We start from the raw sequence: 22,176 nt of genomic DNA, 5'->3' as shown, positions 1-22,176 counted from the left end.
AACTTAGAATTGATTTAAATGATGTATCATAAATAGTAATTATTTAACTCATTATTTTGTGCAGTTAATCTCATTTTTATGAAAATGAAAATTATATGATTCGATATATTGTGATCTGCTTTTAATATAAGGTTAAAAATGAAAAAAATAACTCTGACCCTCAGTGTTCTCGCCTTGGCATTAAGTTTTACTGTTCCCTCGCAGGCCAACGTTCCTTTGCCAGAAACTGTTAGCCCAGGCGTCACAGTGGTTCAATTGGCTCAGCAACAGCCGGTACATTGGGTTTCGATTCAACAAATTGAACAAAGTTTAGCTGGGCAGCCACCGATGGCGGTCGGATTTGATATCGATGATACCGTGATGTTTTCTAGCCCAGGTTTCTACCGCGGTAAATTAGAATATTCACCAAATGATTACAGCTATTTGAAAAATCCTGAGTTTTGGGAAAAAATGAATAATGAATGGGATAAGTTCAGTATGCCGAAAAAAGTTGGTATTGAACTGGTTCATATGCATTTAAAGCGCAGTGATAATGTTTATTTTATTACTGGGCGTACCAAGACCAAAACTGAAACAGTCACTCAATATCTACAACAAGGTTTGGCTATCCCCGCGGATAAAATGAATCCGGTTATTTTTGCTGGCGATGATGCCAGTAAAAATAATAAAGTGAGTTGGATGCGAGATCATCAATTAAAAATTTATTATGGCGATGCCGATGCTGATATTGCCGCAGCTCATGAATTAAATATTCGTGGTATTCGTATTTTGCGTGCGGCGAATTCATCTTATCAACCATTACCGAAAGCCGGTCAATTTGGTGAAGAAGTAGTAATTAATTCTCAATATTGAATATAAATATTGAGAATTACCTATATAAAATAGATTATTGATTGATAATAATTCTTAATTAAGGCGCAATGGCGCCTTTTTTTATTTTTTGCACATTCATTTTAATTATTTAAAAAAAATCTGCTATCCTGTTTTAATCAAATTATTAGTTAATTTTGATAACAATTTGTCACTAACTTTATACACTGTATTATAAACTATAAAATTACTATATATCAGATGGCTGATTGATAGAATAGTAATGGTTGTTGCAACTAATATCGCAATAACTGATATGCAGTAACTCGCATGTAGGCAGTAAAAGAGATTTATAGCCAAGAGGTGGTTTATAGCAAAGAATATAGCGGTGGATGATAAAGTCCAGTGGCGTATTTAGGATAAATCAGTGACAAGCAGCCTGAATATTGATCACAAAAAAATAAAAATGAATGAATAAAGGTGGATGTATGGCGAAGGGAAGAGTGAAAACTCTGTATGTCTCGGTTGTTTTTAGTGCGTTACTGTTACAATTTCCTGCGCTAGCACAGCTAGAGAGGGCTAAAATAATCCGTTCTGATAGCGTGAGTTTAACTCAAACAGAGGCCAATCAAACACAGCCTGTCGAGGCTAAAAAATCAGTTGTTAGTACCAAAGAGAGCTTACAACAACTGCAAGCCGCGTTGTCATCTGGAGTAAAACCGGTATTTGCTGAGCAATTAGCCCAAATTTATGCTGATCGCCAAATGCAGTTAATTTGGCAAGATGAAACCGCTATCCAACAATTTCAGCAGCAGTTAGCTGAGCTAGCATTGGCCGGTTTTCAGCCACAGTTTGGTGAATGGTTAGTGGCGCTGGAAAATAATCAACTCAATGAATTAGGTCGTGATGCGCTACTTTCTGATGCCATGCTGGGGTATTTACATTATTTATCGGGTGTGAAACAAAATGGCGAATACTGGTTATACAGAAAGCAGCCTTATAAGATATCCGCTCCGACGGATGCCCAAATTAAACCATGGCTAACCGCTGTTAAAGAGGGCCATCTTAGTGAATGGGTAAATAGTTTAACGCCAGCTCATCCTTTATACCAGCCAATGCATAAGGCTTTATTGGAACAGTTAGCTGATGAGCGTGAATGGCCAGTACTGACGAGTACTTCTACACTGAAGCCGGGACAATCATCAGATGATGTTATTGCGTTAAGAGAAATTCTAACCCGGTATAATTTATTATCTGCCTCACAACCTAGTTCTATGGTAGCGGTTAAAGCAGATACGGATGCGATAGGCAATGATGTAATAAATACGTCGGAAGCAGCAAATAGCCCGAGTAGTAAAGAAGCTAATCGTTATGATCCCGAGTTAGTGGCCGCAGTGAAAAAATTTCAGACCATGTTTGGTTTAGAACCTGATGGCTTGATAGGGCGTGGAACAAAAGTGTGGTTAAATACCACGCCGCAACAAAAAGCCGGTTTAATGGCATTAAATATTCAACGTTTACGGATTATTCCAGCCAGTGAAGGTACTGGGATTTTAGTCAATATTCCCGCATTTACGCTCGATTTTTATTTAAATGATCAATCAATATTATCTTCAAAAGTGATTGTAGGTCGTCCTGACCGTAAAACGCCGATTATGAGCAGTGCATTAAATAATGTGGTTATTAATCCGCCATGGAATGTGCCTACCAGCATGACACGTAAGGATATTGCACCACGAGGTAAGCAAGACCCGAGCTATTTTAGTCGCCGGGGATACACGGTTTATTCGGGGTGGGGCAACGATGCTTCGGTGATTGATCCCTATTCGATTAATTGGGATGAAATTACACCGTCAAACTTTCCTTATCGTATCCGTCAGGCTCCAGGACCCACTAATTCATTAGGGCGCTATAAATTTAATATGCCAAGTTCTGATGCAATTTATCTGCATGATACGCCAAATCATAGCTTGTTTAATCTCAATGCTCGCGCCATTAGCTCTGGATGTGTTCGAGTGAATAAAGCCAGCGAATTAGCTTCAATATTATTGGGCGATGCAGGTTGGGATCAACAACGAATTGACGGTAAACTTAAACAAGGCGATACCGGTTACGTTAATATTCCTGACCGCATACCGGTTTATTTGTATTATCAAACGGCTTGGGTTGAAGGTGAACAGCCGCAATATCGTGCAGATATTTATCAATATGATACCAGTATTGGTGCCGCTGAGAAGTATTTACCCGCGATAAAAATGGCATTACATTAAGAGCTGGTATGAATAATATCTTTTATAAAGGAGCCTGATGGCTCCTTTATTTTTAGTATTTAATAAAAATAAAGGAGTGAATCATAGTGAAAAGATGCGTGGGTTCAAGCTTATGTGTAAAGAAGGCTAAGGATGCTTGCACTGAAGATAGTTTATGATAAACACAGTTATGTGCTTATTTTGAGCCATTGAATGAATATATTGTGAGTATTATTGAGCATAATTATTTTATGGTGATAAATAAGCGTATGGCTTATTTATAGCTGTTTATTTACATAATTATACAATCAAATCTACAAGTTTTTGTTAAACTAAGTGGAATATGTTGTCGTTTTTTGGTCGCAATTAAAACCCGGATCACTCACTATGGATATCATTGATAAAAACCGACGTAATTTTCTCGGTTTCGGCGCGGCTGCGTTGGGACTAAGCTTATTACCGCATCAAGCTTTAGCTGCATTAACTACTCCACGTCCGAGAATTCTGCGTTTTGAAAATCTCCACACCGGGGAATTTTTAAAGACAGAATTTTTTGATGGTCGTCGTTATAATAAAGAAGAACTCGCCCGCCTAAATAAAATTTTCCGCGATCACCGTAATAACCAAGTTAAAACAATCGATCCGGCACTATTTGATCAAATTTATATGTTGCAGCTGATGATGGGTATTAATAAGCCGGTTCAATTGATCTCCGGCTATCGTTCGCTGGAAAGCAATAATGAATTGCGACGTAAAAGTTCGGGTGTGGCGAAAAAAAGTTATCATACCCGAGGCCAAGCAATGGACTTCCATATTCAAGGCATCCAACTCAGTCAAATTCGTAAAGCAGCGTTAAAAATGAAAGCGGGTGGCGTGGGGTATTATCCGAAGAGTAATTTTGTGCATATCGATACAGGTCCGGCGAGAACATGGTAACCTGTTGAGATGTAATATTGAATTCGGAGTTATCGTGAGATGAAATACCAAATTGTTCCTGTCACCGGTTTTATGCAAAATTGCACTATCCTGTGGGATGAAGACTCGTTAGAGGCGGTTATTGTCGATCCGGGCGGCGAAGCAGAAAAACTAATTTCTACGATTGAAAAACAAGGTCTAAAACTGACTAAAGTTTTACTTACGCATGGGCATTTCGACCATGTGGGAGCCGCAGCTGCGGTGTCTAAACATTTCTCTGTGCCTATTTATGGCCCACAAAAAGAAGATCTATTCTGGATTGAAGGTCTCTCAGAGCAAAGTCAAATGTTTGGCGTCGAAGATTGTCCGCACTTTATGCCAGACAGATGGCTAGAAGAAGGCGACCAAGTGACCTGTGGTGCTATTACATTTTCTGTCTTACATTGCCCTGGGCATACACCGGGACATATTATCTTTGTAAACCACCAAGACAAATTAATCTCTATGGGGGATGTGCTGTTTAAAGGTGGAGTAGGTCGCAGTGATTTCCCTCGTGGTGATCATCAAGAGCTGATTGATTCAATTAAAAACAAAGTGTTACCGCTTGGTGATGATTATCATTTCATTCCGGGGCATGGACCTATGTCAACTTTAGGCCATGAGCGTAAAACTAATCCATTTTTACAAGATGAAATGCCCGTTTGGTAATTAATTGCGTTGATTAGCCTTTTTTCTGATAAAAAGCACAGACAAAGAGCGCTATAAGCATCGTCATAAATAGCACATAAAAAACCGCCACTAATTAAGGGGCGGTTTTTTTATGCCTAACCGAGTTATCATGCCGAAACAGCTACAAAGCGTTGTGACGATACAAGCCACTTATCGCTCTGTTTATAGAACCTTGACGATAGCTTCGCACAGTGGAACCATATTCTCTAATGTTAGGCCAGCGACATTGATACGGCCAGAGCTGACCGCATAAACACCAAACTCTTCACGCAGACGCTCAACCTGTTCTTTAGTCAGTCCACTGAAAGAGAACATGCCATTTTGATTAATAATAAAATCAAAGTTTTGTTTCGCGCCTTTCTCAGCCAATGTATTCACAAATAACTGACGCATACGTTTAATGCGCTCGCGCATTGTCGCTAGTTCTTGTATCCATTCAGCTCTTAGTGCGTCATCTGACAAAATAGTAGTAACCACCGATGCACCATGGGCAGGAGGATTAGAATAGTTAGCTCGAATAACTGCTTTAGCTTGGCTAAATGCACGCTCGGCATTATCGCTATCTTTGGCGATAATAGTGCAAGCACCTACGCGTTCATTATATAAGCCAAAATTCTTAGAATAAGAACTGGCAACAATTAACTCTGGGTTATCTTTGGTGAAAATACGCAAACCTTGAGCATCTTCTTCTAAACCCGTCGCAAATCCTTGGTATGCAAAGTCGAATACCGGTAATAATCCTTTTTCAGCGCAGAAGGCTGAGAGTTTTTCCCACTGTGTAGGCTGTGGGTCGATACCGGTTGGATTATGGCAGCAACCATGGATAACGACTACATCACCCGGCTGAGCGGCTGACAGGCTGTTTAACATGCCGTCAAGGTCGAAGCAGCGATTTACTGCATCGTAATAGGTATAGGTTAAGACTTCTAGGCCTGCGGCTTCGAAGATATTGCGATGATTGGGCCAAGTTGGGTTGCTGATCCAAACATGTTTAGCATGGGTTTGCTTGGCAATGAATTCTGCTGCAATACGTAAAGCACCGGTACCGCCAGGGGCTTGTGCTGTACGCGCACGCTTGCTGGTAATAATTTCATGTTGTTTGCCGAACAGCAGTTCCTGTGTGACACGACCAAACTCTGGCAGACCACTTATCGCCAGATAATTTTTGGTGTTTTCATTTTCGAGGAGGAATTTCTCTGCTTTTTTGACGGTATCTAAAACGGGAGTTTTACCTGATTCATCCTTGTAAACACCAATGCCCAAATTGATTTTATTGTCGCGAGAGTCAGCGCGGAAGGTATCTGCCAATCCTAAAATAGGATCTGCGGGTGCTGCAGTAATTTTCTCAAACATGTTATCGATTCCAAAGCTCAGTTGTGAAGCCCAATAATGCTGAGATATCAGGTTAACGCGATGCTATCGATTTGCCAACCATTTTACTGAAAATTGATAGGATCTTGTGAGGTGGATAGAAAATGCGTTCAGAGCGATGAAAAATAGCACAGACAAGAGTGATATCAACTATTTTTATTTTGAGTAAGTAAATACACTGAGGGGTTAGGGAAAATATAAAAAGTTAGCTGAATACCAACCACAATAAGTAGGCATTTATAAAATAGCTATAAGCATAGGCATAAAAAAGCAGTGCCGAAGCACTGCTTTTCGCAAAATTTACTGATATTCAAACTATCGCTAAGCGATAATTAGAATTGGTAAACTAAACCTAAACCAACTACGTTATCAGTTGCAATACCGGCTTCTTTAGTGAAGTCGTTGTCTTTCAGCAAGTTGATTTTGTAATCAACCACTGCAGACATATTTTTGTTGAAGTAGTAGTAAGAACCGACTGAGATATATTTCATCAGGTCTTTGTTACCATAGCCTTCAGCTGCGTTTGTGGTTTTATTGACAGCGTTCAGGTTTTTACCTTTAGACTGTACATAAGCGATAGATGGTTTTAAACCGTAGTCAGCAAACATGTACTGAGCAACTAACTCGATGTTTTCAGTTTTGTTTGCAATATTATCTTTTTCGCCGAAAGCAGTAGTGTTCAGAGTCTGACCGTACATAGCGGCTAAGTAAACGTTGTTTGCGTCAAATTTACCACCAACGTTCCATGCTTCTGCACGTTTACCACCAGCGATAGTGCTTGCTTTCTGTTCTGAAGTACGAGCAGAGCTAGAATAACCACCACCTAAAGTAACGCCCCAGCCTAAATCATACGCAGTAGAGAAACCGTAGCCGTCACCGTTGTTTTCGAACGCTTTTTGAGAACCAGATTTGTTGTCAGCGGTGTTTTTGCCTTGGTACTGCAGGGCAAAGCTCAGGCCATCAACATAACCGAACATATCAGTGTTACGGTAAGTTAACAGGTTACGGTTACGACCAGTCATGAAGTTATCAGTCTGAGACATAGAGTCGCCGCCCCACAGAGGCAGAACGTCGGTCCATGCGTTGGTGTCATAGATAACACCGTAGTTACGGCCGTAGTCGATTGAACCGAAATCAGCAAATTTCAGACCAGCGTATGCCAGACGATTTTTGTTGTCGTTATTTTTTTCAGTTTTGTTGGTTTTGGTTTCCCACTCAAAACGACCGAAACCAGTCAGTTGGTCAGTAATTTGAGTATCGCCTTTGATACCAACACGTACGCGTGAATCGTCGCCGTCTTCACTTTTACCGTTGTTATCTTTTTTGCTATCAGCAAAGTAATGACGAACGTCAACTTTACCGTAGATATCTAATTTGTTGCCATCTTTGTTGTAGATTTCAGCTGCGTTTGCTGCGCCTGCAGCTAACAATGCTGGGATAACTACTGCAAGAATATTGCGCTTCATCATTATTATTACCCTCATTAGTGTTATTCGGACACTTGCCACTGCCAATAATATTTCTCGAAAATTTTCTTAATTATTTTCTGAACTATTTATTGAAGTTTAATGTCGTCTGTTTTCGGCGTCCAGTGTTCCATTGCTAAATAAATTTATCTACCCCCAATATGCTACAAAAACGAAGATTCTGTAACAAATGGAAAAAAAGTATTACAAAATGTAAATTGTAGGGGGTTATTTAACCACTGATTGTACCAGTTATAAAAAAAACATGAAAATTTTACGATTTATCACCTTATAAAACTGAACCATTTAATATGATTTTGGTCTTATGCCCGCGACTGATTTTATAGAGTAAGAATTTTATCTGCGGCTTATTTAATAACGGTTGAAGAAAATGAGATTTATCTGGCGATAGTCATCAGTAAAAAAAGGATCTAGCGGGGTGCAGAACAAAACTGATCACTAAAAAATATTGACCGCAAGGATATGTGTGAGAATAGCAGAGATTTATAACAGCAGAGATTTATAACAGAATAGTAAAAAACATAAATAGTGCAAACAGGATGAACAGTGCGGTGGAGAATTGTCGCAATGTAACAAGTGACACTCAATAGTGTGCCACTTGTTTAGAATAGACGAGTTTAAAGTTTGCTAACTTAGAAGGTTGCGCTACGTGGAGTCCGTGGGAACGGAATTACTTCACGAATATTCGGTACACCCGTCACATAAGCGACTAAACGCTCAAAACCTAGACCAAAACCAGCATGAGGAACACTACCGTAGCGGCGCAGATCACGATACCACCAGTAATCTTCTTTATTCATGCCCATTTCTTCTAAACGTTTATCCAGCATATCCAGACGCTCTTCACGTTGTGAACCGCCAATGATCTCTCCGATACCTGGTGCCAAGACATCCATTGCCGCAACGGTTTTACCATCTTCATTTAGGCGCATATAGAAAGCTTTAATATCCTTCGGATAGTTTTTAACTACCACTGGCGCTTTAAAGTGTTTCTCTGCCAAATAACGTTCATGTTCAGAAGACATGTCAACGCCCCAGTAAACAGGGTTCTCAAATTTCTCACCACAGTTTTCTAGGATGTTAATCGCATCGGTATAATCAACTTGAGCAAAATCAGAGTTAACAAAGCTTTCTAAGCGAGTGATAACGTCTTTATCAACACGTTGAGCGAAAAACTCTAAATCGTCTCTGCGTTCAGCTAATGCCGCTTTAAATACATATTTTAGCATTTGCTCAGCTAAACCGGCGACGTGATTAAGATCGGCAAAAGCTACCTCAGGTTCAACCATCCAGAACTCAGCTAAATGACGGCTTGTATTGGAGTTTTCAGCACGGAACGTTGGGCCGAAAGTATAAATCTTACTTAATGCGGAAGCATACGTTTCGCCATTTAATTGACCAGAAACGGTTAGGAAAGCTTCACGACCAAAAAAATCCTGGCTGAAATCAACTTCACCTTTATCGTTTCGTGGCAGATTATGGAAATCTAAGGTAGAAACGCGGAACATTTCACCGGCGCCTTCGGTATCAGATGCAGTGATCAGTGGCGTAGAAACCCAGAAATAACCTTGTTCATCAAAAAAGCGATGTAATGCTTGCGCTAATGTGTGGCGAACACGGGTGACGGCACCAATGATATTGGTGCGTGGACGCAAGTGGGCAACTTCACGTAGATATTCAACGCTATGGCGCTTGGCTGCCATTGGATAGGTCTCTGGGTCTTCAACCCAGCCAACCACTTTAACCACGGTAGCATCAAGCTCAAAACTTTGGCCTTTACCTGGCGATTCTTTCACTGTCCCGGTAACTTCAACCGAGCAACCGGTGGTTAGATGCAGAATTTCACTGGTGTAATTAGGTAAATTATTATTAATAACGGCCTGTAACGGATTAAAGCAGGAACCGTCATAGACGGCGAGGAATGAGAAACCAGTTGAATCTCTCCTTGTACGGACCCAGCCTTGAACGGTGACTTCGCTGCCAACCGCTACTTGACCTTGCAGTACATCGACTACAGGCGCTACTTTCATAAAAATGCTCTCTTCTTATTTAACGATTGTTTTTTGGATTTACCCTAATTCCCAATAAATGGGAGCCAACGCCCTATGTTACTTGTTGATGGTTAGGAAACAAGTAAAAAATAACAGTTTAATCGATGAATAAATCGGAGATATCGCTGTAATTCGGTGGTTGGCGCGATGCGCGATATGCAGCATTGCTTTATCAACAGATTTATCGGGGATTATTTAGCCGGAGCAGTTGTACTGCGAATCAGCTTGTACGCTATGATAATCGCTAAAAAGATAAAGAAAAAGTGCTTTAATCGATTGATTTTAAACTAGAGAAATGAAGTCAGTGATTTATTCACGATAACATCCCTAGGAATGTTATCGTGAGGGAGTAATTTAGCAGATTGGTGCCATATTTGGCAGGTCGAAAGCTTTTCTCAATTGATCGACAAATTCATCATCTTCACAAATAGTTTTACCCGGACTATCTGATAATTTAGCTACCGGTTTGCCATTGCATTCGACTAATTTAATCACGATATTCAGTGGGACAACGCCAGGAATATTGCAGGTTAAGCGTGTACCGATGCCAAATACCAGATTAATACGCTGATGAAAATAACGATAAAGATCGAGAGATTTTTGCAAATCTAAGCTATCGGAAAATACCAATGTTTTGCTCATTGGGTCGATATTTAACTTTTCATAATGAGCAATGGCTTTTTCACCCCATTCGATCGGGTCTCCTGAATCGTGGCGTAATCCTTGATAGCTTTCAGCCAAACGTTGATCAAAATCACGTAAAAATGCATCCATAGTGATGCAGTCAGTGAGAGCAACGCCTAACTGATCAGGATATTCGGCTAACCAAGATTCTAATGCTGCGCGTTGGCTATTAGCGAGATCAGGACTGATTTGTTGATGTGCTTGAAACCATTCGTGAGCTTGTGTGCCTACTGGTGTTAAACCATGCAGTTGTGCCAACTTATAGTTACTGGTGCCGACTAAATAGGGAAAGTCTTGTTTTAGCGTGGCAACAATTGCAGATTGAACGTCATAAGAAAAGCGGCGACGTGTTCCAAAGTCCATTAATTTAAATTGTGATAAATCAATCTGTTGCGCTTGGGCTTCGCGATGAAATAGCGCGATGAGTTTATGCAGCTGTGCGGTTGCGTTTTCCGAAGTCACATACGGATTACGGTGATGGTGGACTATCTCACTGATTAATGCGAGAAGCGGAACTTCCCACATAATCACTTCACTCCACGGTCCACTAATACGGATAGCCAGCTGTCCTTTATCGGTGACTGAAACATTCACTTGCTCTGGTTTGAAGCGAAACGATTTCAACCAGATTAAATAATCAGTTTTAAAGAAAGGCAAGCCACTTAAATAAGTAAATTCATCATCGCTCAAGGAGAGCTCGGCCATTAATTGGATCTGTTGGCGAACTTGGTTAGCATAGGCACCCAAAAGATCGTCGCTTCTGCAACGGAACTCTGCCACCACCGGAACTTGGCTATAATGATGAAATACGGCCTGTTGCATATGGAGCTTATAAGCATCCGTATCTAACAGTGATGTTATAATAGGTCTAGCGTCTAATGTCATTGTGCGTCAGACATCCTCACGGAGCTTTATATACCGGCAATAGTTAAGTTGCAGTGATTTTGTTTTACACCGTAGCTATCCGAGCGAGTAACTAATTATACTCATTTGGATAGCTTATTGGCGTAAGTTTATCAAAATGTGATGTTTTTCAATAGAAAACACCCCACAACAACTGGGTTTATTTCGATATAAATCTTAGCTAAATCGTTAAAGTTGCAAAAGTATACCCACTTTAGCAAAAGATAGAAGTGTTAAACGGTCAATCTTTTACAACTTTATTGGTATAGCATGAATATATTCTATCGATACTATCATGTTCTTAACTATTTGGGAGTGCTATAGCACCAATAAGCAAACATGATATTAACAATTAAGCATATTAGCTTAATATAATGAGAGCAAGCCCGCGAATTATTTAATAATATTCCATGCTATTACCGACTAGTTGCATATCATGTGCATAAAACGCTAAAAAATAGTAGTGTAAAAACAGTGTGAAAATAGATAGATAAAAAATTGCGATAATATTAATCGCATAAAGAAAGATTGATAAAGGATAAAAGGCTAGCTATGACTCAATTGCGAAAAGCGAAGTATCGTCAGGATTACCAAGCTCCTGACTACACCATTCACAGTATTGATCTTGATTTTACGCTTGATCCAACGACAACAGTGGTAACCGCTATCAGTCAAATAAAGCGCGTAAATCCACAAGCCAGTACATTAGTCTTAGATGGCGAAGATTTAACGTTATGCAGTATCGAAGTTGATGGTCAGCCATGGGAACATTATAAAGAACAACAAAATAAGCTGATCATAGAATCACTACCCGCTGAATTTACATTAAAAATTGTCAATCAAATTAGTCCCGCACAAAATACGGCATTAGAAGGTTTGTATGTCTCTGGTGATGCGCTCTGTACCCAATGCGAAGCTGAGGGCTTCCGCCACATTACATATTATTTAGATCGCCCCGATGTATTAGCCCGTTACACCACGACTATCCGCGCAGACAAAAAACATTACCCTTATTTATTATCTAATGGTAATCGGATTGATGGTGGTGAATTAGCAGACGGCCGCCACTGGGTTAAATGGCAAGATCCATTTCCAAAACCAAGCTATCTGTTTGCATTGGTCGCTGGCGATTTTGATGTTCTACGTGACTCTTTTATCACTCGCAGCGGTCGCGAAGTTGCGCTTGAATTGTTTGTTGATAAAGGTAATTTAGACCGAGCCCCGTGGGCGATGCAATCGCTAAAAAATGCCATGAAATGGGATGAAACACGTTTCGGGCTAGAATATGATCTTGATATTTATATGATTGTGGCGGTTGACTTCTTTAATATGGGAGCTATGGAAAATAAAGGCTTGAATGTCTTTAATTCTAAATATGTGTTAGCGAAAAACGAAACCGCCACCGACAAAGATTATATGGGCATTGAAGCGGTGATCGGTCATGAATATTTTCATAACTGGACGGGTAACCGGATTACTTGTCGCGATTGGTTCCAACTCAGCTTAAAAGAAGGGTTGACAGTATTTCGTGATCAAGAGTTTAGCTCTGATTTAGGTTCTCGCTCAGTGAATCGAATCAATAATGTTAAAGTGATGCGCGCTGCACAATTTGCCGAAGATGCTAGCCCGATGGCTCATCCTATCCGCCCAGAAAAAGTTATTGAAATGAATAATTTTTATACACTTACTGTGTATGAAAAGGGATCTGAAGTGATTCGGATGATCCACACGCTGCTCGGCGAAGAGATGTTCCAAGCTGGCATTCAGCTATATGTTCAGCGTCATGACGGTAGCGCCGCAACCTGTGATGACTTTGTACAGGCGATGGAAGATGCATCAAATGTTGATTTATCATTATTCCGTCGTTGGTATAGTCAGTCAGGTACGCCGATTCTAACGGTTCGTGATGAATATCACCCAGAGACGGCACAATATACGCTGCATGTGAGCCAAATGACGCCGCCGACAGCTGATCAGACAGAGAAACAACCGCTGCACATTCCATTAGATATTGAGCTTTATCATTCTGATGGCTCAATTATTCCACTATATCGAGAAGGCAGTGAAGTTAATTCTGTTCTGAATGTGACGCAAGCGCAGCAGAGCTTTGTGTTTGATAATGTAAGTGTACGTCCCGTACCTTCACTACTGCGTGAGTTTTCTGCGCCAGTTAAATTAGATTATCCGTACAGCGATCAGCAATTAGCTTTTTTAATGAAACATGCCCGCAATGAGTTTTCTCGTTGGGATGCCGCGCAATTATTAATTATGAATTATGCCAAACTAAATGTTGAGCATTTTCAGAATAATGAAGCATTAGAATTACCAGAGCATGTGGTTGATGCCTTCCGTGCGGTACTGTTAGATGAAAAGATTGATCCAGCATTAGCGGCACTTATATTAACTCTGCCATCAGAAAACGAATTTGCAGAGCAATTTGCAGTTATTGACCCTGATGCTATTCATGCTGTGGCCGAATTTATGTTCCATACGTTGGCGACAGAGATGGCGGATGAATTTAGTGCGATATACCATTCTATCCATATCGACGGCTACCGTGTAGATCATGCTGATATTGCCAAACGAGCATTAAAAAATATTTGCTTACTGTATATTGCAGCCGGAGATGATAGCCAGAAAGCCAATCAATTAGTGACTGCTCAATTTGAGCAATCTGATAATATGACGGACGCTTTGGCGGCATTGACCGCAGCGTCAAGCGCCCAATTGGCATGCAGTGCATCTTTGATGCAGGCATTTGATGAGCGTTGGCATCAAGATGGTCTAGTGATGGATAAATGGTTTGTATTACAGGGTACTAGTCCAGCGGAAAATGTACTGGATACTGTGCGTGAGTTATTAAATCATCGTTCATTTAGTCTAAAAAATCCGAACCGTATTCGTTCACTGATTGGTGCATTTACGGCGAATAACCCAGTGGCTTTCCATAATAAAGATGGCAGTGGTTATCAGTTCTTGGTTGAAATCCTGACGGATTTAAATCGTCGTAATCCACAAGTGGCATCTAGATTGATCGAACCGTTAATTCGTTTAAAACGTTACGATGAACATCGCCAAGCATTAATGAGACAGTCGTTGGAACAATTGAAGCAATTGGATGATTTATCAGGCGATTTATTCGAGAAAATCACCAAAGCACTCGCGGATTAACCGTCTGATTTTTGACATATATTGAGCCTCTTAATCTGGTATTAAGGGGCTTTTTTATAGCGTAAATAAAGTTAGAGATAATCTATCTACGGTCAAAATTTGTGGCTAATAGGATTTTTTGTAGATCAGGCGGGGCATAATCAGGTAATCTATGCGCCGTTTGTGTCGGTTATACTTTAATTTATCGCGCACGAGTGAATGATTGAGGTATGTTTCGGCATTGGCCGCTCAAAATAAATTGCGTCAAAAATGGTTTGCTGAATCGACCTCACTGACTATTTTTATGCCCGGTTTATTATGTCACTTATCGCTTTCTTACAGAAAAGTAGGTTATTTGATATGTTATACCCTCTAGCCCGCAAAGCCCTGTTCCAGCTTGATCCTGAAAAAGCCCACGACTTAACTATTCGTCAACTTCAGCGTTTAATCAATTCACCGTTACAATATGTTATCCGTCAATCGGTAGCGACTAAACCCTTGACTTGTATGGGGTTATCCTTTAGTAACCCTCTTGGGTTAGCTGCGGGATTAGATAAGAATGGTGAATGCATTGATGCATTTGGCGCGATGGGTTTTGGTGCAATTGAAATTGGTACAGTGACCCCGCGTCCGCAAGATGGCAATGATAAACCGAGATTATTCCGCTTGGTAGAAGCAGAAGGTCTGATCAATAGAATGGGTTTCAATAACTTAGGGGTTGATAACCTGGTTGAGAATGTTAAAAAATCCCGCTATGGCGGAATTATCGGCATTAATATCGGTAAAAATAAAGATACGCCAGTCGAGCAAGGAAAAGACGATTATTTGATTTGCATGGAAAAAGTGTATGCCCATGCCGGTTATATTGCGATTAATATTTCGTCCCCAAATACTCCGGGCTTAAGAACGTTGCAATATGGTGAAGCACTGGATGATTTATTAAGTGCGCTAAAATCGAAACAGCAGCAACTGCACAATCAGTACCAAAAATATGTGCCTATTGCGGTAAAAATTGCGCCGGATTTATCCGAAGATGAGATTGTACAGGTCACTGATAGTCTTGTTCGTCATAAAGTTGATGGAGTTATTGCAACCAATACCACCTTAGATCGTCACTTGGTTCAGGGATTAAATCATTGCAATGAGGTAGGGGGGCTTAGCGGTCGTCCGGTTCAATTGAAAAGCACCCAAGTGATTAAATTATTATCTCAAGAATTAAATGGAAAGCTACCGATTATCGGGGTAGGTGGAATTGATTCGTTAATCGCTGCTCGCGAAAAAATGGATGCAGGTGCTTCATTAATTCAGATTTATTCCGGTTTTATCTATCATGGTCCACAATTAATTAAAGATATTGTTAATCATCTTTAATTAATTGATGAAGTAAATTGGGTGAATAACATCGTTAATTCATCAAATATTTAACTGTAATAAATGGCTATTTTGATAAATAGCCATTTTAGTAAATATCGTAAGATTAAATATAAAGCTGGATATGTTCTCTTTAACATCTTTTCCCAATGATTTAAATCACTAATATAGATGAGTTACTCGAACTCTATATCATAGCCCTGTATTAGAGCGCTTTATGAGTGGTATAGCTCACAAGTATTAGTGACATAGCATAGAAGTGTGTAAATATATTTCGCAGGGCTTTCATTCTTTGATGATTTACCTTATATTGCCTTATTGGTTGTTTTTTGAGTTATTTATCATTTTAATTTAATGATATCGTGATATCGCCAGATAATATTACTTAGTTTATTTTATCTATGCTCATAAAAATAATAGTTATAGAAAACGAGCTATTGGATATTGTATTAATTAAGCATAAATACTGTATCCTTGTAACATCTTATCTATAACATTTTGAGTAATGAAGCCCTGCATAAGGACAGTTATCTGCGCTTAAGTGTATTATAAGAATGGCGTGGTGTAAGGAACGAAAATGAAAATAAAACCTGATGACCATTGGCGCTGGTATTTTGATAAAAATCATGATCGTATAATGTTAGATCTAGCCAATGGAATGCTATTTAGATCATGTTTCCCGTCAAAAATGCTAACGACATTTGCGCGACAAACCGCCCCTTTTACGGTGGATGACGCGAGCTATTATAGTATCTTTGATGAACGAGCAAGAAGATTAAATTTACCTAATGAGCAACATGCGGAATTAGTTTTAAATAGCCTGATAGCATTACGTTTTCTAAAACCGCAAATGCCTAAAAGTTGGTATTTTGATGTTTACCATCAGTTAACTGAGCCATTGTTAGGGCAACTAATTCAAGTTTCATGTAAAGAAACTAAAAAAACCGGAATATTTATCGTGGCTGAAGCAGGCTCCTCTGCCAGTTTATGTTTATTAGCTCAACCGCAATTTGATTTATCGGATCGCTCATTAACATTTTGTGATCCGATTAAAATAATGAATGATCGCATGACTAGGTATCAGCCGCAGGCCTCTCATTTATTATACGGTAATGTAATCTAATCTATTGCCGTATTGCTGGTTATTCTATAACTTTATTAATTCCTTTATAATTCTAATGTGATATCTCCATTAGGAATACAGCTACAGGCTAAAATACGATCATCATCTTTTATTGCATTTTCTCTTAATGGAGTAACTTGGCCTTTAAGTAGTTTTATTTTACAACAACCACAAACACCGGCACGACAAGAATAGGGTACAGAGATACCGTGGGCTTCAAGCTGTTCTAAAATTATATGTTGATTATTGGCGGGATAAGCTTGTTGATTGAAGGTAATAGATATTGAGGATAACGAGCTGGTGGCATTGTGTATTTTTGCTGGCTTATTTTTACATAAATAGTGCTTAGCGGTTTTGGTCGCTAATATTTTGAGCGTATCCCCAACACGAATAATTCCACTATTAAGCGCTAACGCGTTTTGTCCAAAATCCACCTCGCCATGCTTATCCGTTCGAAAAGTTTGTAATGTTGCTAGTGGTTCTGTATCGGGGTGTTTAATGCCTTTATCGGGGCTGACGGTGGTTAAAATACAGCGGCTACAAGGTTTGACTAAATCAAAAATCACCTCGCCAATTTGAATCGTTTGCCAGCTATCCTCTGCAAAAGCTGGGGCTCCCGTAATAATTAAGTTACCACGAAATTGTTCCAGTTTGATACTCGCAGGGCAGCGGCGTTGTAATTCTTGCACCGAGGCTTCATTTATCAATAAATAAGGATAACCATCAGCGAAAGATAAGGGGACTTGTGGAAAATGTTTGACTCGGCGTGATAGAGTTTCACTTAGCCATCTTAATTGTACGGGTTGATCAAAATAACGGCATAGCCATTGATTAATCGCTTCTGGGGCTATCTTAGCGCTAAAATAATTTCCCCAGACCTCGGTTGGCCGTTGGTCATTTTCAAAATCCTGATATAGTATCGTCGCACTTTCACCATCAGGTGCTTGCAGATAAAGTCCATGATTGAGCATTGATGGGGTAAAAAGCAGCATTTGCGGATATCTTCGCGCAGTAATAAATTTGCCTTCTGGTGTAGTTATCATGAAGTTACGATCAAATGTGACGCCGCTCTTACTGGCTACAGTATGGGAGAGGCGAATGCCACGCATCGATTTAACGGGGTGGGTATACAGTCGTGAAAGCTTGATCATTCTATAATCCTTATAATATTTACTCTGCAACTTTATGACATGTGCGTGAGATTAGCTATAATGCGCAAAAATTTTTCATTCAAATGGTAAGAATACAATGAATTTTCTGTTTGCCAGCACAGCGCGTGGGCTGGAAGAATTACTGAAAACTGAACTAGAATCATTAGGGGCAATAGAATGCAAAATTGCTCAGGGAGGCGTTCATTTTCAAGCTGATGAACGCGTGATGTATACCAGTTTGCTCTGGAGCAGACTCGCATCGCGTATTCTATTACCTTTGAATGAGTTCAAAGTTTATAGTGATCTTGATTTATACCTTGGTGTACAAGCTATCGATTGGACTGAGATTTTCTCGGTCAATGATACTTTTGTGATCAACTTTAGCGGTACCAATGAAACGATTAGAAATAGTCAGTACGGCGCATTAAAAGTTAAAGATGCTATTGTTGATAGCTTCCAACGTAAGATGGATCAGCGTCCGGATGTGGCGAAACAACAGCCGGATATTCGGATTAATGTATATTTAAATCGTGATCAAGTCAGTGTAGCATTGGATTTGAGCGGTGATTCTTTGCATATACGAGGTTACCGCGATTTAGCCGGTCAAGCGCCATTAAAAGAGACATTAGCCGCCGCGATTATTACCCGTTCTGGTTGGCAGCCGGGCACACCAATGGTCGATCCTATGTGTGGCTCTGGTACTTTATTGATTGAAGCCGCCATGATGGCGACGGATCGTGCCCCGGGATTGCATCGAGATCACTGGGGCTTTAATGCTTGGTTAAAATTTAATCCTGAGTTATGGCGCGAATTAGTGGCTGAAGCGCAAGTGCGTTTTCGCCAAGGACTACAGCAGACAAGTTCACGTTTTTATGGTTTAGATATAGATCGCCGAGTACTGGATATGGCGCGTGCGAATGTGCGTCGTGCTGAATTACAAAGTATTATCTCATTAAAACAAGGTGATGCAGCTAGTTTAGAAAATCCTGTTGAAGCTGGTGTAATAGGAACTATTGTTAGTAACCCACCTTACGGTGAGCGTTTGGAAAGTGAACCAGCATTAGTCGCGTTACATAGCCAGTTGGGTCGGGTGGCTAAAGCGCATTTCCCAGGCTGGCGCTTATCTATTTTCAGTGCATCGCCTGAATTATTAAGTTGCTTACAATTACGCTCTGAACGTGAATTTAAAGCCAAGAATGGCCCGTTAGAGTGTGTGCAGAAAAACTATCAGTTATCGGATAAAACCGCGGCTGCAATTGGTGAAATTGCGCCAGATTATGCTAATAGACTACGTAAAAACGTGAAGAAAATCAGTAAATGGGCTAAGCAGGAAAAAATTGACTGCTACCGTATTTATGACGCTGATTTACCTGAATATAACGTAGCGGTTGATCGCTATGGTGATAAAGTAGTTATCCAAGAATATGCGCCACCAAAAACTGTCGATGAGCAAAAGGCCCGTCAGCGTTTATTCGATGTAGTAACTTCGACGTTGCATGTATTAGGATTAACCTCTAATCAATTAGTGTTGAAAACGCGTCAACGCCAAAAAGGCAAACAGCAGTACGAAAAATTAGCCCAAAAAGATGACTCTTTTATTGTGCATGAATACAACGCACAATTTTGGGTTAACTTGACTGATTATCTGGATACTGGATTATTCCTTGACCATCGAATTGCTCGTAAAATGCTAGGACAAATGAGCAAAGGGAAAGATTTTCTAAATCTGTTTGCTTATACCGGTACGGCAACTGTACATGCAGGATTAGGTGGTGCACGCAGTACTACTTCAGTTGATATGTCACGTACTTACCTTGAGTGGGCTGAACGTAACTTGCAAACCAATGGGCTGCAAGGGCGTCAGCATCGTTTAATTCAAGCTGATTGCTTGACATGGCTAGCGCAGACCGATGAACAGTTTGATGTGATCTTTATTGACCCACCGACGTTTTCTAACTCTAAGCGTATGGACGGGACGTTTGACGTTCAACGTGACCATATCCAACTAATGGAACATCTGAAAAAATTATTACGCCCTGGCGGAACCTTGATGTTCTCGAATAATAAACGTGGATTTAAAATGGATCTGGCTGCATTGGCAGAACTCGGATTACAAGGTGATGAAATCACTGCTAAAACATTATCTGAAGATTTTGCCCGTAACCGTCATATCCACAACTGCTGGTTGATCCGCCATGCAGACTAAAGGAAGTAAATAAATGGCTTTAATGAATATGTCCGGCGCGTATTTGGCGTTCAGTGATGCTCCGCTGCTGGATAATACCGAATTACATATTGAAGAAAATGAACGTGTGTGTTTAGTCGGTCGTAATGGGGCGGGTAAATCCACCTTAATGCGTGTGTTGACTAAAGAACAACCGCTTGATGATGGGCAAGTATTGTATGAGCAAGGTTTAATCGTTGCTCGCCTACAGCAAGATCCGCCGCGTAATGTGGAAGGCACGGTGTTTGACTTCGTCGCTGAAGGGGTGGCAGAACAAGCTGAATATTTAAAAGCTTATCATCAGATATCGCGCGAAGTAGAACAAGATCCAAGTGAGAAAAACCTAAATCGTATGGCAGAACTGCAAGAAGTTTTGGATGCGCAAAATTTATGGTTGCTGGATGCACGCATAAGTGACGTATTGAAAAAACTAGCATTGCCTGCGGATGCTCAACTTTCATCTCTTTCCGGGGGATGGTTAAGGAAAGCCGCATTAGGGCGTGCGTTAGTCTGTAATCCGCGAGTTCTATTTTTAGATGAACCGACCAACCATTTAGATATCGAAACGATTGTCTGGTTAGAAGAGTTCCTCAAAGACTTTAAGGGCAGTATCGTCTTTATTTCTCATGACCGTTCATTTATCCGTAATATGGCGACTCGAATTGTCGATCTTGACCGTGGAAAATTGGCATCATGGCCGGGTAATTACGATACGTATCTCGAAAGTAAAGAAGAAGCCTTGCGAGTTGAAGAACAACAAAATGCAGAATTCGACCGCAAATTAGCACAAGAAGAAACCTGGATCCGCCAAGGTATCAAAGCCCGCCGTACTCGCAATGAAGGCCGTGTGCGTGCCTTAAAAGCGTTACGTATGGAACGCTCAGAACGCCGTGAAGTGTTAGGCTCTGCCAAAATGCAGGTCGAAGAAGCTGCACGTTCAGGCAAAATTGTGTTTGAAATTGAAAATGTTAATTACCAGATTGATGATAAAATTCTGGTTAATAATTTCAGTGCTCAAGTACAGCGTGGCGACAAAATTGCATTAGTCGGCCCAAATGGATGTGGTAAAACCACCTTACTTAAATTGATGTTAGGTGATTTAAAAGCGGATAGCGGAAAGATCCATTGTGGAACCAAGCTTGAAGTGGCTTATTTTGATCAGCATCGTGCAACGCTTGATCCAGATAAAACCGTGATGGACAACTTAGCCGAAGGTAAACAAGAAGTCATGGTGAACGGTAAACCTCGCCATGTATTAGGTTATTTACAAGATTTCTTATTCCACCCTAAACGAGCCATGACACCGGTTCGCGCTTTGTCTGGTGGAGAGCGTAACCGTCTGTTATTAGCTCGCTTATTCTTAAAGCCGAGCAATTTACTGATCCTCGATGAGCCCACCAATGACCTCGATGTCGAAACACTTGAACTGCTTGAAGAGTTGGTGGATAGCTATCAAGGCACAGTATTATTAGTCAGCCATGATCGTCAATTTGTTGATAATAGTGTGACTGAATGTTGGATCTTCGAAGGTAATGGTACGATCAACCGCTATGTTGGTGGTTTTTTTGACGCTCAGCAACAACGTGTGCAGACAGTTGCTTTAAATAAAAGTACTCAAAAAAATAGCCTAACAGTGGAAAAACAAGAGAAACCGAAAGAGCCAGCCAAGCGCCCGAATAAAATGAGTTATCATTTGCTACGTGAGCTAGAACAGCTGCCTGCTCAACTTGAGCAATTAGAAGCTGATATTGCCCAGCTACAGGCTGCAGTCGGCGATGCAGACTTTTTTAATCAACCTCATGATGTGACTGAAAAAGTATTGCAGACATTGACAGAGAAAGAGAACGCGCTAGAAACTGCTTTTGATCGTTGGCAAGAGCTGGAGTTATTAAGAAACGGTTCTCCAGACGCATAATTGAGTCATGCTAGCTGAACGGATAAATGCCGAACGCCTAAAT

Annotated in this window: 14 protein-coding genes; 9 read left to right on the top strand and 5 right to left on the bottom strand. The window is 40.4% G+C overall.

Translation table 11 applies throughout. The features are described 5' to 3' along the window. The first annotated feature begins 138 nt into the window (after positions 1-138). The 4 genes from aphA to M992_RS12155 all read left to right on the top strand — a co-directional run bounded on the left by aphA (position 139) and on the right by M992_RS12155 (position 4,682). On the top strand, positions 139-852 hold the full coding sequence (aphA, locus tag M992_RS12170; RefSeq protein WP_053908835.1) for an acid phosphatase AphA: 714 nt from the start codon (positions 139-141) through the stop codon (positions 850-852). Positions 853-1,298: 446 nt separating this feature from the next. Continuing rightward, positions 1,299-3,080: a L,D-transpeptidase gene (gene ldtD, locus M992_RS12165; protein WP_053908834.1), complete on the top strand. Its 1,782-nt coding sequence runs from the start codon at positions 1,299-1,301 to the stop codon at positions 3,078-3,080. A 366-nt stretch (positions 3,081-3,446) separates the two neighbouring features. Further along, positions 3,447-3,995, top strand: coding sequence for a peptidoglycan L,D-endopeptidase MepK (gene mepK / locus M992_RS12160; RefSeq protein ID WP_047255476.1), 549 nt, complete (start codon positions 3,447-3,449; stop codon positions 3,993-3,995). 39 nt (positions 3,996-4,034) lie between these two features. After that, positions 4,035-4,682 carry an MBL fold metallo-hydrolase gene (locus M992_RS12155; RefSeq protein ID WP_053908833.1) on the top strand — a complete coding sequence of 216 codons (648 nt, stop codon included), beginning with the start codon at positions 4,035-4,037 and terminating at the stop codon, positions 4,680-4,682. Positions 4,683-4,865: 183 nt separating this feature from the next. On the opposite strand, the gene M992_RS12150 is transcribed toward M992_RS12155, so the two are convergent. From M992_RS12150 to pncB, 4 genes are all read right to left on the bottom strand, one after another. Continuing rightward, the gene (locus tag M992_RS12150) at positions 4,866-6,056 is read right to left on the bottom strand and encodes an amino acid aminotransferase (protein ID WP_053908832.1); all 1,191 of its coding nucleotides are present in this window, start codon (positions 6,054-6,056) and stop codon (positions 4,866-4,868) included. Positions 6,057-6,406: 350 nt separating this feature from the next. Next, positions 6,407-7,543 (bottom strand): porin, encoded by a 1,137-nt coding sequence (locus M992_RS12145; RefSeq protein WP_053908831.1) that lies wholly within the window; start codon positions 7,541-7,543, stop codon positions 6,407-6,409. A 650-nt stretch (positions 7,544-8,193) separates the two neighbouring features. Continuing rightward, positions 8,194-9,591, bottom strand: coding sequence for an asparagine--tRNA ligase (gene asnS / locus M992_RS12140; protein ID WP_053908830.1), 1,398 nt, complete (start codon positions 9,589-9,591; stop codon positions 8,194-8,196). Positions 9,592-9,966: 375 nt separating this feature from the next. Next, the gene (gene pncB, locus M992_RS12135) at positions 9,967-11,181 is read right to left on the bottom strand and encodes a nicotinate phosphoribosyltransferase (protein ID WP_053908829.1); all 1,215 of its coding nucleotides are present in this window, start codon (positions 11,179-11,181) and stop codon (positions 9,967-9,969) included. A 570-nt stretch (positions 11,182-11,751) separates the two neighbouring features. Between pncB and pepN the strand changes: the two genes are divergently transcribed. From pepN to M992_RS12120, 3 genes are all read left to right on the top strand, one after another. Then, on the top strand, positions 11,752-14,370 hold the full coding sequence (gene pepN, locus M992_RS12130) for an aminopeptidase N (RefSeq protein WP_053908828.1): 2,619 nt from the start codon (positions 11,752-11,754) through the stop codon (positions 14,368-14,370). A gap of 339 nt (positions 14,371-14,709) precedes the next feature. Next, complete coding sequence (pyrD, locus tag M992_RS12125) at positions 14,710-15,720, top strand: quinone-dependent dihydroorotate dehydrogenase (protein WP_053908827.1); 1,011 nt, start codon at positions 14,710-14,712, stop codon at positions 15,718-15,720. Between the two features lie 577 nt (positions 15,721-16,297). Further along, positions 16,298-16,843, top strand: coding sequence for a cell division protein ZapC (locus M992_RS12120; protein WP_053908826.1), 546 nt, complete (start codon positions 16,298-16,300; stop codon positions 16,841-16,843). Positions 16,844-16,887: 44 nt separating this feature from the next. On the opposite strand, the gene M992_RS12115 is transcribed toward M992_RS12120, so the two are convergent. After that, a complete protein-coding gene (locus tag M992_RS12115) occupies positions 16,888-17,994 on the bottom strand; it encodes a YcbX family protein (RefSeq protein WP_053908825.1) in 1,107 nt (368 codons plus the stop codon). A 97-nt stretch (positions 17,995-18,091) separates the two neighbouring features. Between M992_RS12115 and rlmKL the strand changes: the two genes are divergently transcribed. Together rlmKL and M992_RS12105 are read left to right on the top strand one after the other, a co-directional pair. Continuing rightward, positions 18,092-20,200 (top strand): bifunctional 23S rRNA (guanine(2069)-N(7))-methyltransferase RlmK/23S rRNA (guanine(2445)-N(2))-methyltransferase RlmL, encoded by a 2,109-nt coding sequence (rlmKL, locus tag M992_RS12110; protein WP_047255465.1) that lies wholly within the window; start codon positions 18,092-18,094, stop codon positions 20,198-20,200. 13 nt (positions 20,201-20,213) lie between these two features. Next, a complete protein-coding gene (locus M992_RS12105; RefSeq protein WP_053908824.1) occupies positions 20,214-22,133 on the top strand; it encodes an ABC transporter ATP-binding protein in 1,920 nt (639 codons plus the stop codon). The last annotated feature ends 43 nt before the right edge of the window (positions 22,134-22,176 follow it).

Origin of the sequence: Moellerella wisconsensis ATCC 35017 (genome assembly GCF_001294465.1) — a bacterium.
GTDB lineage: Bacteria > Pseudomonadota > Gammaproteobacteria > Enterobacterales > Enterobacteriaceae > Moellerella > Moellerella wisconsensis.
The sequence above is the reverse complement of the archived record's forward strand: the minus strand, read 5'-3'. Positions and strand labels throughout refer to the sequence as shown.

Excerpts from the sequence above, each read along its gene's own strand:
- M992_RS12105 (WP_053908824.1), top strand. The coding sequence starts at position 20,214 with ATGGCTTTAATGAATATGTCCGGCGCGTATTTGGCGTTCAGTGATGCT.
- M992_RS12155 (WP_053908833.1), top strand. The coding sequence starts at position 4,035 with ATGAAATACCAAATTGTTCCTGTCACCGGTTTTATGCAAAATTGCACT.
- M992_RS12120 (WP_053908826.1), top strand. The coding sequence starts at position 16,298 with ATGAAAATAAAACCTGATGACCATTGGCGCTGGTATTTTGATAAAAAT.
- mepK (WP_047255476.1), top strand. The coding sequence starts at position 3,447 with ATGGATATCATTGATAAAAACCGACGTAATTTTCTCGGTTTCGGCGCG.
- aphA (WP_053908835.1), top strand. The coding sequence starts at position 139 with ATGAAAAAAATAACTCTGACCCTCAGTGTTCTCGCCTTGGCATTAAGT.
- M992_RS12145 (WP_053908831.1), bottom strand. The coding sequence starts at position 7,543 with ATGATGAAGCGCAATATTCTTGCAGTAGTTATCCCAGCATTGTTAGCT.
- pyrD (WP_053908827.1), top strand. The coding sequence starts at position 14,710 with ATGTTATACCCTCTAGCCCGCAAAGCCCTGTTCCAGCTTGATCCTGAA.
- pepN (WP_053908828.1), top strand. The coding sequence starts at position 11,752 with ATGACTCAATTGCGAAAAGCGAAGTATCGTCAGGATTACCAAGCTCCT.
- rlmKL (WP_047255465.1), top strand. The coding sequence starts at position 18,092 with ATGAATTTTCTGTTTGCCAGCACAGCGCGTGGGCTGGAAGAATTACTG.
- pncB (WP_053908829.1), bottom strand. The coding sequence starts at position 11,181 with ATGACATTAGACGCTAGACCTATTATAACATCACTGTTAGATACGGAT.
- asnS (WP_053908830.1), bottom strand. The coding sequence starts at position 9,591 with ATGAAAGTAGCGCCTGTAGTCGATGTACTGCAAGGTCAAGTAGCGGTT.
- ldtD (WP_053908834.1), top strand. The coding sequence starts at position 1,299 with ATGGCGAAGGGAAGAGTGAAAACTCTGTATGTCTCGGTTGTTTTTAGT.
- M992_RS12115 (WP_053908825.1), bottom strand. The coding sequence starts at position 17,994 with ATGATCAAGCTTTCACGACTGTATACCCACCCCGTTAAATCGATGCGT.
- M992_RS12150 (WP_053908832.1), bottom strand. The coding sequence starts at position 6,056 with ATGTTTGAGAAAATTACTGCAGCACCCGCAGATCCTATTTTAGGATTG.